This window comes from Dongia sp. (assembly GCF_041918875.1).
Classification (GTDB): domain Bacteria; phylum Pseudomonadota; class Alphaproteobacteria; order Dongiales; family Dongiaceae; genus Dongia.
This window is the reverse complement of sequence record NZ_JAYRUV010000005.1, coordinates 149,191-162,674: the sequence shown is the minus strand read 5'-3', so window position 1 is coordinate 162,674 and position 13,484 is coordinate 149,191. Positions and strand designations below refer to the sequence as shown.

16 protein-coding genes are annotated in these 13,484 nt (G+C 56.4%); 9 read left to right on the top strand and 7 right to left on the bottom strand.

Translation table 11 applies throughout. From position 1 onward, the window contains the following. Window positions 1-316 precede the first annotated feature (316 nt). The 4 genes from ACE3TY_RS07430 (at window position 317) to ACE3TY_RS07415 (ending at window position 2,444) form a co-directional block, all read left to right on the top strand. A complete protein-coding gene (locus ACE3TY_RS07430; RefSeq protein ID WP_374652337.1) occupies window positions 317-748 on the top strand; it encodes a universal stress protein in 432 nt (143 codons plus the stop codon). A gap of 81 nt (window positions 749-829) precedes the next feature. Further along, on the top strand, window positions 830-1,471 hold the full coding sequence (locus ACE3TY_RS07425) for a GNAT family N-acetyltransferase (RefSeq protein ID WP_374652335.1): 642 nt from the start codon (window positions 830-832) through the stop codon (window positions 1,469-1,471). Next, the gene (locus tag ACE3TY_RS07420) at window positions 1,468-1,920 is read left to right on the top strand and encodes a thioesterase family protein (RefSeq protein ID WP_374652333.1); all 453 of its coding nucleotides are present in this window, start codon (window positions 1,468-1,470) and stop codon (window positions 1,918-1,920) included. Before ACE3TY_RS07425 ends, ACE3TY_RS07420 begins: the two co-directional genes overlap by 4 nt. Window positions 1,921-2,075: 155 nt before the next feature. Continuing rightward, on the top strand, window positions 2,076-2,444 hold the full coding sequence (locus ACE3TY_RS07415) for a hypothetical protein (protein WP_374652331.1): 369 nt from the start codon (window positions 2,076-2,078) through the stop codon (window positions 2,442-2,444). Between the two features lie 12 nt (window positions 2,445-2,456). Here the strand turns inward: ACE3TY_RS07415 and ACE3TY_RS07410 are convergent, their stop codons facing one another. Next, window positions 2,457-2,972 (bottom strand): ATP-binding protein, encoded by a 516-nt coding sequence (locus ACE3TY_RS07410; RefSeq protein WP_374652329.1) that lies wholly within the window; start codon window positions 2,970-2,972, stop codon window positions 2,457-2,459. 1 nt (window position 2,973) lies between these two features. Here ACE3TY_RS07410 and ACE3TY_RS07405 point away from each other — a divergent pair, with 1 nt between their 5' ends. Beyond that, window positions 2,974-3,393: a helix-turn-helix domain-containing protein gene (locus tag ACE3TY_RS07405; protein ID WP_374652328.1), complete on the top strand. Its 420-nt coding sequence runs from the start codon at window positions 2,974-2,976 to the stop codon at window positions 3,391-3,393. Between the two features lie 87 nt (window positions 3,394-3,480). On the opposite strand, the gene ACE3TY_RS07400 is transcribed toward ACE3TY_RS07405, so the two are convergent. Genes ACE3TY_RS07400 through ACE3TY_RS07375 form a run of 6 tightly spaced genes read right to left on the bottom strand, consistent with a single transcriptional unit; the run spans window position 3,481 to window position 9,068 of the window. Next, window positions 3,481-4,701, bottom strand: a complete 1,221-nt coding sequence (locus ACE3TY_RS07400) for a hypothetical protein (RefSeq protein WP_374652326.1) — start codon at window positions 4,699-4,701, stop codon at window positions 3,481-3,483. 9 nt (window positions 4,702-4,710) lie between these two features. Beyond that, on the bottom strand, window positions 4,711-5,172 hold the full coding sequence (locus ACE3TY_RS07395) for a hypothetical protein (protein WP_374652324.1): 462 nt from the start codon (window positions 5,170-5,172) through the stop codon (window positions 4,711-4,713). Between the two features lie 43 nt (window positions 5,173-5,215). Continuing rightward, the gene (locus ACE3TY_RS07390; RefSeq protein ID WP_374652323.1) at window positions 5,216-5,659 is read right to left on the bottom strand and encodes a hypothetical protein; all 444 of its coding nucleotides are present in this window, start codon (window positions 5,657-5,659) and stop codon (window positions 5,216-5,218) included. 12 nt (window positions 5,660-5,671) lie between these two features. Continuing rightward, window positions 5,672-7,006, bottom strand: a complete 1,335-nt coding sequence (locus tag ACE3TY_RS07385; protein ID WP_374652321.1) for a hypothetical protein — start codon at window positions 7,004-7,006, stop codon at window positions 5,672-5,674. Between the two features lie 8 nt (window positions 7,007-7,014). Further along, complete coding sequence (locus ACE3TY_RS07380) at window positions 7,015-8,376, bottom strand: hypothetical protein (RefSeq protein ID WP_374652319.1); 1,362 nt, start codon at window positions 8,374-8,376, stop codon at window positions 7,015-7,017. After that, on the bottom strand, window positions 8,373-9,068 hold the full coding sequence (locus ACE3TY_RS07375; RefSeq protein ID WP_374652317.1) for a hypothetical protein: 696 nt from the start codon (window positions 9,066-9,068) through the stop codon (window positions 8,373-8,375). Before ACE3TY_RS07375 ends, ACE3TY_RS07380 begins: the two co-directional genes overlap by 4 nt. A 271-nt stretch (window positions 9,069-9,339) precedes the next feature. Here ACE3TY_RS07375 and ACE3TY_RS07370 point away from each other — a divergent pair, with 271 nt between their 5' ends. The 4 genes from ACE3TY_RS07370 to ACE3TY_RS07355 all read left to right on the top strand — a co-directional run bounded on the left by ACE3TY_RS07370 (window position 9,340) and on the right by ACE3TY_RS07355 (window position 13,449). Next, window positions 9,340-10,542, top strand: a complete 1,203-nt coding sequence (locus tag ACE3TY_RS07370) for a hypothetical protein (protein ID WP_374652315.1) — start codon at window positions 9,340-9,342, stop codon at window positions 10,540-10,542. Between the two features lie 99 nt (window positions 10,543-10,641). Continuing rightward, window positions 10,642-11,604: a hypothetical protein gene (locus ACE3TY_RS07365; protein ID WP_374652313.1), complete on the top strand. Its 963-nt coding sequence runs from the start codon at window positions 10,642-10,644 to the stop codon at window positions 11,602-11,604. 18 nt (window positions 11,605-11,622) lie between these two features. Continuing rightward, window positions 11,623-12,060 (top strand): very short patch repair endonuclease, encoded by a 438-nt coding sequence (locus ACE3TY_RS07360; protein ID WP_374652311.1) that lies wholly within the window; start codon window positions 11,623-11,625, stop codon window positions 12,058-12,060. A 63-nt stretch (window positions 12,061-12,123) separates the two neighbouring features. After that, a complete protein-coding gene (locus tag ACE3TY_RS07355) occupies window positions 12,124-13,449 on the top strand; it encodes a DNA cytosine methyltransferase (RefSeq protein WP_374652309.1) in 1,326 nt (441 codons plus the stop codon). Window positions 13,450-13,484: the final 35 nt, after the last annotated feature.

Sequence of the window (13,484 nt, the reverse complement as noted above, 5' to 3'; positions counted from 1 at the left end):
CAGGACTGCCCACCTACAACGCGGCGGGCAACCGGACCACGCGTAAAAGGAGTCAGTGTCGACAACAAATGAACTGTAACGCGATAGATATATGGTAGTAAATCGAATTCACGAACAACCTAAGAGATTAACGAAAAACTTGCCCCCGCTCCGCGTCGGGCAATCAGGCAATGAGGCGAAGCGCGCTGGCACGCGTTCTTTCAGTCCAATATCGACCGGTTTCCAGTTGATTTAGGTCAAGCAATCATACCTGCCGAAGGCGCATCATTCTGATGGGCAGGGCAATGCGCCCGCCGCTAACGGAGGAAGACGCATCATGGCCATCAAGAAAGTTCTCTGTGCCGTTGACGGGTCGAAGATCACCGGGCATGTCGCCGGCTGTGCCGTCGAACTGGCGCAGGCGACGGGGGCGAAGCTGACTTTTCTTACCGTCAACGTCGTGCCGACGCGGGCGCGGCGCACGCACTATTGGGACGCGGAATCGATGAACGCGGCGGCGGCGCAATCCGACAAGCAGCTCGCCGCGGCGGTCAAGTCGGCCAAGGCGGCGAAGTTCGACAATTACGATTGCATCGTCGCCAATGGCGGCAACGTGGCGGACGCGATCGTCTCCTATGCCGACAAGAACAAGATCGACCATATCGTCATGGGCACCAACACCACCAGCGAGCTGGCGCGCATTTTCCTGGGCTCGGTGGCGACCGCCGTGGTCAGTCACGCGACCGCGCCGGTGACGGTTGTCAAATAGGATCGGCCGGCACCCGCGCTTGAAGCAAGCCGGCAACGGGGCTAGAGATGACGGCCACGCAACCAGATCGCGCCGCCTTTCATGACCAACCCCGTTCTACCGCTCGGCTACTCGCCGCTCGCCCCCGGCCAGATCGCCAATGTCGTTACCTGCCTCGAAATGCGGGGGCCGCCGGCACCGCGCGCGGCCAGGCCCGGCGACGCGCGTTTCCGCCTGGTGCCGTGGCGGGCCGACATCGCCGCCTTCCGCGACCTCTTTCGCCGCGTGGGACAGGATTGGCTCTGGTATTCGCGCCTCGTCATGGCGGATGAGAAGCTGCGGGCGATCCTGGAAAGCGATGCGGTCGACCTCTTTCGCCTGATGGATGGCGACGCGGTATTGGGGCTTCTGGAACTCGATTTCCGCGAGGAAGGCCAGTGCGAACTGTCCTTCTTCGGTGTCGTGCCCGAGGCGATCGGTGCCGGTGCCGGGCGCTATCTCATCGATCGCGGCATCCACCTGGCCTGGCAGCGGGGGCGCGGGCAAGCGGGAGGCAAGGCGCCCATCGAGCGGCTTTGGGTCCATACCTGCACCTTCGACCACCCCAACGCGCTGGGCTTCTACCAACGGGCCGGCTTCGTTCCCTATGCCTTCATGGTCGAGGTGCAGGAAGACCCGCGCCTCACCGGCGTGCTGCCGCGCCATGCCGCTCCGCATATTCCCCTGGTGGCGCCCAGAACATGAAGGACACGCTGAAGGTGGGCGATACGCACGCATTCCGCTTCCGCGTCACCGACGCGAAGACGGTGCCGGCGCTCTATCCCGAATCGCCCGATTTCCGGTCCATGCCGGCGGTTTTCGCGACCGGCTTCATGGTTGGCCTCATGGAATGGGCCTGCATCGATGCGCTGAAACCCCATCTCGACGAAGGCGAAGGCAGCCTGGGCGTTCATATCGACGTTACCCATCTGGCGGCGACCCCGCCGGGCATGGAAGTGAGCGTTCACGTCACCTGCACCAGGATCGACGGCCGCCGCATCGCCTGGCATGTCCGTGCCGAGGACGAGATGGAACTGATCGGCGAGGGAAGCCATCAGCGTGCCATCGTGCGCTGGGACCGCTTCGGGCAGAAGGTGGCGGAAAAGGCCGCCAGGAGCCGGAGCCAGGCTCGCGGCCGGAATCCCCAGGCTTGACTCCGGCCCACCAAGTCCCGCATCGTTTCAGGCGACCAAGCTGACAGCAGGATCGATCGTGCCCCGGATATCGGCGATATCCGGGCGCCATCCTTTGCCGGCCTCCCATTCATGCGTTTTGTCCTGCGTGAAGAACAGATGAGGAGCCACAGCCCATGCCGCAACCCAATCTTGGTCCGGTCTACCGCCACTTGGCCGATGTGATGGGAAAGACCGCCGAACAGATCCGCAAGGAAATCGACAAGCTGCGCGCCAAGATCCGCAAGCGCCTGCCGCCCAATCAGCGCGACCGCTTCGACAAGGATTGGGAGAAGGCCAAGGACACGAAGGGCCGCCGCCGCGCCGCCGTCATTGTGCTGGGCAAGGTCACCGACCGCGTGCTCGACCTGGGCGAGGCGGTCGACCCGAACTATGCCGGCGCGGAGCCTGAACTCTGGGCTCTCATCGATATGCTGCGCGCCCTCGAAGGGATCGAGGACATGGAAAAGCATTTCGACGACATGGCCAAGGCTTTCGGCAGCTAGCCGAACCATTCTCTAACCGGCCCTGCTGGGCGCGATCCGCCGATAGGAGAGCGCCTCGGCGATGTGCAGCGCCGTGACGTCCGTGGCTCCGGCGAGGTCGGCCAGGGTCCGCGCCACGCGCAAGACCCGGTGATAGCCGCGCGCGGAGAGGCGGAATTTCTCGACCGCCTGCGTGAGGATGCGGCGGCCTTCGGCATCGGGGCCGGCGAGGCTCTCCAGCAGTTCGCCATCGGCTTCCGCGTTCGAGCGCAGGCCATGCGCGGCATAGCGCTCGGTCTGGCGGGCGCGTGCCGCCGCGACGCGTGCCGCCACCTCGTTGCTGCCCTCTGCCGGTGGCGGCAGCGACAGATCGGCGGCGGAGACAGCCGGCACCTCGACATGCAGATCGATACGGTCGAACAGCGGGCCGGAGATGCGCGACTGATAATCCAGCGCGCATCTGGGTGCCTTGCCGCAACCCAGCGCCGGATCGCCCAGATGCCCGCAGCGGCATCTCCGCGTTGCCTTCTTGCCATTCGGGCCTATCACCTTGAAATCATTTCGTTTGAAGCCATACAAAGAGCACCCGCAAACACTCGGTGAGCACCTTCGCAAACGACGCGCCGAGCTTGGCATCTTCCAAAGAGAAGCGGCCGCTCGGCTCGGCGTTAACGCCTGGACTTACCTCGGCTGGGAGCATGATCGGAAGAAACCCTCGGTTCGGATGCTTCCTCGGATCATCGATTTGCTCGGCTATGACCCGATTGCAGCCGAAGCGGGCATTGCCGGTGTTCTCAAAGCGAAACGCCGGGGCCTCGGCCTCTCGCAGGCCGCTATGGCGCTTCGGCTTAGCCTCAATGAAGGAACGTTGCGACGATATGAAAGCGGTGAATGGACGCCGAAAGGGCGGCGTCTTTCTCTCATTCGCTTGCTTATCGGGCTTAGGTCTACCCGATCTTCCAATTCATAGTCAGAGTTAGGATACACAATTGCGCGGACGTTGAGTTGATGATCACTTGGCCTGTTGTGCGAGCACAACACGATTGATGAGAGTGCATTATATCATCATCGCGCTTCCGACCGATTTTTCCGCCCAAGCCTTGATCCAAGATGCACGTATTGCAAATCCTCGAGTACCGTCTTCCCCAAACAGCATTCCTGCCCAGATCGGAGATGCATCGTCCGTTAACACCCAAGCACCTGAATCGCCTTGCGTCGGACAGTTAGCCATCAGCCGGCTGATACGCCCACCTACCGGCAAACGGGACTGGGGTATCAGTTCGATTGTGTCTCGAAAACAGTAATCCTGGTGCCCAGCCCTAAAACTGTAGCTAATGGCGAGCGAACCTAGATTGCAGTGAACGGAAGTCTGAGCACCAGTAACCGTCACAGCTTGACCAGTCGACAGCTGCGAAGCCGTACCACCAACCGACGGCATTTTTGGCGCCGTTGATAGCGCAACCAATGCGCAATCTAGCATGTTCATATTCGGACCATTGTTTGGATAAGGACCCGGCGGTGGATAGCTCAGTGGGTCTGCCGAAGCGCCCGGCGCCAACGCCACTATTGGAGTGTGCGCTACGCAGGGGCCAAGACCAATGCTATGCTGATCTGATACTATGTCACCTGTCGACGCGACGTGCGCGCATGTAACTCCGAATATTTTAGCGGACTTCACCTCTCGGAGAGCACCTCCTAAGGTGCCCATGCGTCCGGCGCTCGTCTGAATGCCATCGCCAGCCGCAAATGCAAAAGATGCCCGCGGCCGTTCGTCAACCAAAACAATGCCGCGTGCCCCAGCAGATATCTCGATAAGACGCTTTAGTAACTCTTGATCTGTATCTTTTTCCGACTCGTCATCTAGCAATGGAGAGAGGAGTGGGCGGTGCACAATAGTCATTATCACCGGCGAGCGTTCCGCCTTGCTGCGACCTTCATTGCGCTGAACCCAATTGTCCCATTCAGGAATGCGCTTGTGTAGATCGCGCTTGCGAAAGCCTTGGTAGCGCGTAACTCGATTTATCAAATGGCTCCATTGGGCTGCCCATGGCCACCGGCTGAAAGGCGTTTCGTATTCTATAAAGCGAATCCAATCGTATAACTCATTAGTTAACCGCTGATCTATTAAACCCTCATGCATATCGTAAAGTAGTATCCATAGAGGATGGACGTCTAACGTGAAGCCCGTCACGATCGGAATTTGCGCGGATTGCTTAGCGGCTTCTCGCAGCCCGCGTGCCTCTTCAAAGTACGCACGTAAATCGTCGTAAGTTGCCACACCCGTTCCTTACAAATGTCTTGGTTCAAATGCACCGGCGATAAATGTGAAGACCGGCGCGACAATACCGGCCAGAAGTACGCTAAAGACGCCGTGGAGGACGAAGATTGTGCCGCCCAAAGTATAAGCCCAAAATAGAAAGGCGACCGTCGACAAGATGACGTGGAGTTTCCATGGTTGACCCGGAAGACGTTGCCTCCAAAGGTAAAACGGAGTTCCAAGCACGCCTAAGAGCAATAGTGCCCAACTTACCGCGAACATCAAATTATCCGCAGGTCGAGTGGTGGTAGCGCCGGATGGATCTAGGCCATAGTAGCTTGAGAGAAACCTATCCGTCAGCGCATAGAAAGCTATCGACTCAGCCGGAACGTACTTAATTAAACGATCTTTGTATTTATCCGGTGGAATGTCTTCAGGCGATTGCGCAGCAAGGCGGCCTCTTTGCAATTCAGGAACAACGAGTCTAGCCATCGACAGAACCTCTAGAACGGCAAGGCCATGCGCCACAGTAAAATTACGTCACCACCAACAACGTCGAAGCTGAGAACGTAAAATTCGTCGCGTTAATCTCGAAATCAAAACGATAAGGTGACTTGATGGGGTCGAAGGAGATGTTGCCCGCGTACGGCGGTTTTGCTGTGTCTATAGGAAAGACAATCGTAAAATCAGTCCCCGCTGGAATATTGGTCGGCGCTTGTGGAATTGGTGGGGGTAGGATTGTACCGACATCAAATTTTCCGCCTTGAGCATCGGTTATCAATACGTGGAATATGTGGCTGTCCTTCCATTCCACGGCTACGTCGGATGTAGACCGATTGGAAAGCAGCGTGACAATCGTTAGCTTTCCTCCCGCAATGCTACCTGAAGTTAGTAACCCAAAGCCAAAGACATCCACTGGTTCGGGACCTTGCGGTTGGGCAGTCTTTCTTGAGGATTTGTCATTTATCGTGATTTCCATGGTGTTAGCTCATCACTTTTGAAGTTGGAGTCTTGCACCAAGCAGCAATTGCTGAGGTGACACCATCGCGACACTGGGCACGAGATCTACGCTGAAGGGTGTTCCAGTCCATAGTATTCTCCGGCGAAGATCGACGCCGCGCCCGTCGAGGAACTGTTCAATCTGCTCATTCACCCACGGTTCAAGTGCTACATTGACTGCACGGAGCAGAAGTCGGCCCGCTAATTCGCGAAAGACGAAGAACGCCAGACCCCAACCAGTGCTTCGAGCCCAACCAAGACCCAAATCAATATCAGATGAGACTAAGTCGACGAATAGAAGGCCACCGTCTATGCGCGGCCGAAATTCAAGCGTCGCATCTACACGGATCGGCAGTCCAACCAGCTTTCTCTGAAGACTCGTTCTCACCTGAATTGTTGTCTTTAGAAATGTGGCACTCAGGCGAAGAACGTCAATTTTTCCATTCTGATCTGGTCGGCCTTTGTCATTAAAACGACGAGGAATTACGTCGCCGAGCCAGAAGTCTTGTTCGATCTGTTGTAGCCACCTCAGCGTAATGGCCGCAGCAACATCAAATTGATCTTTAGAAAGGGACTGTACGTCAGCGTAGGACTGATGCCCGAGATTTTGCTGAGCCTGGAGCAAGATATGAACCTCATCCGGGTCCTGCACAGAACTTCCGCCAACAATCTTCAGGTCAAGTAGCCCGAGTTGGCCAGAGGCAGAGTCCAGCAGAGCTTTAAGCGGCGCCGGTAGCGACCCAGCCAGTCCATTTAGTCCTGGGAATCTAATTTTTTCGCGCAGCTTCACTATGCCTATACGTTCAAAGATACGTCGCACTAACTCGTTGAAGTCAGCACCAAGTGCCAGGTCACCAATATTGTGGAGATCGAATCGCGTAAGTCTCCCAAAATTGATCGTCAGCAAATGAGAATCGTCAATTTCGGCAACTATCAAATCGGCCGTGACTTCGAAGGTACCCTTAAACGGGATATCGAAGTCTTCATCTATTCCAGGGTCAATATAGACCCCACTTGGTCCCTGAAATGTCCACTCCGCTAAATCTACTTCTGTGCGTATGTTTCCATCGTACTCAACTCTTAAACCGATCGTACGATCAGCCGCCGGCGCAGAAAATAGCTCTGCTTTCAGGATCTGAAGGGTGACGGTAGTACTGACTCGTGCATCAATTGTCGGCTCGACAATGAAAAGTGATGAATTGAACTTGGACGGCACGATTCCTGTGGACATTGCGAGTGCCAGCGCATCATTCAAAAATGCTTCCCTTACGCCGACCTGCAAATCGTACTCGGGGTTGCGTTTCAAGATCGATGGAGCGTTGGCCATGGCTGCGCTCATGATACAGGAGTGAGGTGGAGCTCGGCCATAACAGCAAACGCGCCATCGGGCCAAGTTACTAATCGTGGAATAGCGCGAGCTTGCAGCCCAGTGCCAGGAACTGGCTGATCAATAATGAGCTGCCAGTCTTTTTCATCGATCATGTTCTCTACGGCTCTATCGGCAAGTACTTTACCGACAACCATGAGGACAACGCTTATTACACCACCCAACGGGATTAGGCTGTCTGCGGCGAGAAAGACAAGCAGGGCAACGGGGGCCGCGAGATTCACGCTTATTCCGCTCGCGTCCACACGAAAATGTCCGCTATCGATGTATGGGCTGAATCTTCCGTGGGCATTTGCAAGCTGATCTAACTGCACCCATTCCAATACTGTCTCGAACACAGATTCGCAGTACGCGTCACAGGGATCAATGGCTGTACATATCAACTTCTCTATGAGGCGTTCTACTTGCTGCAATGTTCGCGATTGAACTTCAATGTTGTCTAGAACAAACGACCCTGGCTCCACATGCAGGTGCGCGTCATGGAAAATTAGATCACCCTTTACGCCACCGCTGTCTGGGAAGATTTGGTAGCCCTCTAATGCCTGGCCCAACCTTCCGAGGGCGTAGTTTATGAGGCTTAGTTCAAGGAAAACCCCAGTATCAGATGGTTCGTCCAAAGCGTAGCGGACGCTATCTAGATCTACTGGTTCATTCATCACGCGGAGCAGTAAGGCGAGAGCCCTTTCATTTCCTTGGGCAACTACTCTATACGAGAATTCTATTGGTAAATTAAGGTGTCCAAGTATCGGGATGTCTGTCCCCAGTGTCCACGAAACAGGTATTCGCCCAACATTCTTTGACAGAGCATAAACTGCTGAGCGCCTTGCAAGAGCCGAGAGTACGGCAGTAGCACTTGCCGGCAGCTGGACATTAGAGGATCCGACCGAAATGGCGAACGATCGAATCTCCAAATGACGCAAGTCAAGCGCCATATACTTGTGATCTGCCGCAACAACGAACGCACCAGCGACCCGCACATGAATTTGACCTTGCAGCATGACATCTAGTTCAGGTGGCGGTGTCGGCGTTGGCCCGCCAGGTACAGCAACCATTCTTGTTTGATATCGAGCAATCGCGCCCACAGTGAATACTAGGTCAATGGCGTCGGGAGTGAGCAGGCTGATTTTCGGATTAGCGAGTTGGGTGGCGAGGATCAATGAATGCTCGATGCCGTACTCGGATAATGGGATGGTCCGATTTATGTCAACCTTGAAAAGCCTCGCCTGAGTAGAAACGAAGGACTCGACTGCCTCCTGAAGTGTTTGCTCGGAGATCTGAACCATTACCCCGAAACCACCATTCACGCTCATAGCGGTGGCTCCGATGGTTCTGGAGTCATTGCTTCAGGACGAAATTGATCGACAACAGTCACTGGAATACGAAAGGACGCAATCTGCGCTAACCCATCTCCCGATTCCGGTTGGTCACGGCGCGCAACGGAAACTGTAACTGCTAGATATCCCGTAGCACCGATCTGGCTTCGGTCGGGATGAATTACTATTGCGAAATCCCTTGAATAGTTGGCTTCATTATAAGGAAAGTCAGTTGGATCAGGAATAATTTCTGGAAAGCGTCCCCCTGGGGTGATCGTCTTCCCACTAACTCCTGCCATCCGAACTTCGGGCGTCCCAATAATAGGGGCATCTTCTGAAACTACTGAAATCACTGGGACTAGATCTTTAAAAGGCGTCCATTGCCAACGCTTGCTGTCTTCACTCCAGCAGGCAAAACACAGGGGTGCCTCGGGCCGTCCATCGTTCTGAAGGGCTAAATAAAGGAACAGGCGGTCATCGCTCGGAGGAAGGCCAGCAACGGGCTTGTATATGGAGACCGCTCTCGGATGCAAAACACTAAACTGATACTCTCCAATGGAACTTGGCTTTGACCAGCAGGCGCAGCCCGACAGCACAAGAAGCGCAGAAATTGCAATTTGGCGCTTAAACTTGGAGGCATTCTGTCTCCATACCAACGCAAGGTGCAACCATTTGCGAACTGCGTGCATGGCCCGCCTCCAACAATTCAACTATAAATGATAATATATAAAGAGAGGTGTGTCGAATCGATTTTTCGCTAATCGGAGGTGTTGGATCTGGAAGGGACATGTAGCGGAAGACAGGCAGGCAGCTATGGCTGTTTAGGACCTGCCAGTACGTATGCCGCTTGCACCCGATCAGACCGTGAGATCGCAACGAGCAGCAAATGGAAGCGGCATCGGCTGCGCCTCGCACTCCCCCAGACAGTACTTCAACCCGAAAGGAATATTAGGAGTCCCAATGACACGCGCCGAACTCTATGCCCTGGTTTGGGAAACGCCAATGATTCGCCTCGCAAAGAGCTTCGGTCTCTCGGACGTCGGGCTGCGGAAGATCTGTGTGAAGCACGATGTACCGACCCCGCCGCTCGGGTACTGGGCGAAGCTCGCGCATGGCAAGAAAGTGCGTCAGCCCGCGCTCCCGCCGTTGCGGGACGACATTGAGGACCAGATCGATCTATCCGGCCGGACACCGAAGGTGATGCCGGCGCCGGTCGCGGCGGCCCACGAGGCGGCGGTTGCAGCGGAAGCACGTCCAGAACGCAAAATCCAGGTTCCGACAGCGCGGCCAGCGAAACTCCATTCGGTTGCGGCGGCCGTGGGTCAGGCCCTTCGGAAGGCCCGGCCGGATAGTTCGGGCCTGGTGACATTCGTTGGTGGCTATTGGCCACCCATTCAGATCGGGCCGAGCTCGATCGAGCGAGTAGAAATCCTGCTAGACACATTGGCCAGTGCTTTAGTGCAGCGCAGCAATGCCCTCACTATGGATGGCAATACCATCCACGTCGTGATTGAGGAAATACCGTTCGAACTTCGGGTCTATGAAACTAAGAGCAAGATGCTTCATACGCCGACGAAGGATGAGCTCGTTCAGCAGTCTCGATACAACGATGACCATCAGCGGATGCCAGAAGTATATTCAGCGGACCGCAAAGCATGGCCCACCTACGACTATTATCCCTCCGGTCGCCTCGCTCTCGAACTCACTGATCCGTCTCAGTATCGTTACAACAACGTCAATTTGGTAGGGCGCTGGTATGATCGAACAAGCAAGAGTCTCGGGGAGGCGCTCGGCGAAGTGATGATCGCCCTGATTACAGCAGCAGCGGCCGTGAAGGTTCGAAGGGCAGAGGAGATGGAGAGGGCCAGGCTCAAGGCAGAGGAAGACGAGCGCCGACGTAAGGACGAGGCAAGGCGCGAACGGGTCAAGAAACGTCAGAAATTCCTGATTTCGCTCGCCGCCGAGTATGTGGAGTACCGGAAGTTAGCAGAGTTCGCCCCGGTCATAGTCGGCGCATCGGTCGAGTCCGGTGCCGAGCCAGTTGATCGAATGGGCAGAGTTCTCCGGGAAATGGTCTCCGAGATGGGCAACCGCTTCGGTCGAGAAGGTCTTAACGCCGAAATTGACCGCCAGGGACTGTTCGGGGAAGGTGACCCGGTATGATCGCGTGCGACGGTCTGTGAGCATAACAGATGATTGAGCATCTAGCCCGTACCGCCAATTTTAAGTAATGATTGACCGGAGCAGGAGGAGTCGGTCGGCATGGGCAAGAAGCATAAGAGCGGGGATGGAAGCGGCAAACCGAGGCGGGTCGGTCTTGATCGTCTCGTGATCGTGAAGCTCTTCTTCCGAAACTACAGTGAAGGCGTTACCGAAATTGAGTTTGCTCGCGACGACTATGATTGGGCGCTTGAGGAGGTGAAGCGGGAGAGGCCCGAGATTTTCAAAGCCGCGATGAAAAAAATCGAAGAGGAGAGCGACGAAGAGCCTCTTGAGGACGACCAGTCCTCTGGCAAATCAATCGAGAAGCACAAGAACATCGGCGCGGTAATCTACGACTACCGATTCCGGCGGCCCATGCCTCCAGAGATTCGGGAGACCGAAACGCCCGGCGAGAATCTCTTCTGGCGCCTGACGCTCACGGGCAAGGGGAAGTATAAGTTCGTGCTGGGGCCATCGCCATACATCGTTCCGGACGATAACGCGCCGGAAGTACAGATATACGAAGCCACTCCGGAGATCATCGCCCAGTACTCCTTCGACGACGAACAAGCGCTACTCGCGAAGGTCCGATACAACCGGCTCATCGATCTCTTCCTCGGCATCACCGCACATAGCCTTCAGAACCACCTCCGAACCACGGTCGAAGGCGTTGGTCAGATCGAAATCGACGAGCTCTATGTGGGCCAAGATAGCGAAGGCCAGGGGTATGTCGTTCCGGTCCAGGCGAAGGGTAAGAAGGACAAGATGTCGATTGTTCAGACCGAACAGGATGTCGCATTTTGCGCGTCGCACCAGAAGTTTGCGTCGCTAAAGGCGCGGCCGGTTTCAGCTCAATTTTTACCGGACAAGCGTATTCACCTATTCGAGCTCGGAGTAGATGGCGATGCCATAAAGGTGAAACGAGAGCGGCGGTACAGCTTTCTAGCGGCAACCGATCCAGCGGACGGTGAGTCTGGTACCGGCCAAAATCGTTCGCGTCGGCAGAAAAAACCGAAGGATTGACCCGTTGGGTGCTTCACGATGACGGATACCCGGAGTGCCGCGCAGCGTCGGAAGATCATGCAGTCGGTAGGCACACGGGACACCGGTCCGGAAATGGTCGTGCGGCGGATGCTCCACGGGCTCGGCTACCGATATCGCCTCCACCTCCGGGATCTGCCCGGTTCCCCCGATATCGTATTTCCGGGGCGGCGTAAGATCCTGTTCATCCACGGCTGCTACTGGCACGGCCACGAATGCCGCAAAGGCCGCTTGCCGAAGAGCCGTCTCGACTATTGGGGGCCAAAAATCGCGGCCAATCGCGCTCGCGATACTCGAAACGAAGCCGCCCTCAGCAAGCTCGGCTGGAAGGTGCTCGTCATCTGGCAGTGTGAAACTGCGAACCTTGATGTCCTCGTGCATCGGGCCATACGATTTCTGGGCACACCCAGAAAAATTCGATCGACAGTCCGATTCTGATGAGGTAGGCTCCCTTCGAATAATGTTCGCGAAATTCCGAGTCGCGTTAGCCGGGGATCAACAATGCAGCGGCCGATTGGCATCGATCTGTTCGCAGGAGCGGGCGGACTATCACTCGGATTCGAACAAGCCGGCTTTGACGTTGTCGCTGCGGTTGAGATGGACCCCGTTCATTCGGCCGTGCACGCCTTTAATTTTCCCCGATGCGCCGTGCTGCCGAAGTCGGTTGTTGGCTTAAGCGGCAGAGAAATTCGGGACGCTGCTGGGATCGGCTCGCGAAAAGTCGACGTAGTGTTCGGCGGCGCGCCTTGCCAGGGATTCTCCATGATCGGTAAGCGGGCGCTCGACGACCCGCGAAACGTACTGGTACGCGAGTTTGTCAGGATAGTCGTCGAACTAGAAGCGCGGTACTTCGTGTTCGAAAATGTCAAAGGCCTTACTGTTGGCAGGCACAGGGCATTTCTTGAAGAGCTCATTTCGGAGTTTAAGGCCGAAGGCTACAATGTTGCGCCATGGAAAGTTCTGAATGCCGCTCGCTACGGCGTGCCGCAGGATCGCGAACGCCTTTTTCTCCTTGGCGCTCGCAAGGGACTTACACTCCCAACGTATCCGGCGCCGATCACACGCTCCGCAAACGATGATGACGATCTGGAAAGCCTACCTATTGGACCTACGTGCGCGGATGCCTTGGGCGATCTGCCGGATGCTGAAATGTTCGAAGCCCTCTTGATGTCTGACTCAGTGAAGGTGTCCAGGTGGAGTAGGCCAAGCGCCTATGCTCGGGAGCTTCGTTGTTTGACGGACGATTCTTGGCATTATGGTTATGTGCGAAAGTGGGTGCCGGGACTGCTTACCTCAAGTACACGAACTGACCATACGCCGATATCGCGGCGTCGGTTTGCGGAGACCGAAAACGCTGGCGTCGAACCGATCAGCCGATTCTTTCGGCTGTCGGCGAACGGCGTAAGTAACACGCTTCGAGCAGGCACGGATTCCGCGCGAGGTGCCTTCACAAGTCCCAGACCGATTCACTATAAATACGCGCGCTGCGTAACCGTTCGTGAGATGGCCCGGCTGCATGGGTTCCCCGACTGGTTTCGATTCCACGTCACCAAATGGCACGGGGCTCGCCAGATTGGAAACGCGGTCCCACCGCCGCTCGCGAGAGCAATCGCTTCGCAAGTACTAAGGGCTACTGGTCACAAGCCTCGCCGCCCGACAGAGACGATATCTCTCGGCGACCCCAAGCTCCTTGAGCTCGAAATGGGCGCAGCAGCTGCGTTCTGGGAGGTCCCCGTGGTCATCGGCCGGCGAGACCGAAAATCTGGGGCGCGGAAGCGCAGCCAGCATGAGATCGAGGCGGCGCTGCGAGAAATGGTGCTCGCATAGCCTTGGCAACACGCTGCGACGCCGGCCACTAGCCT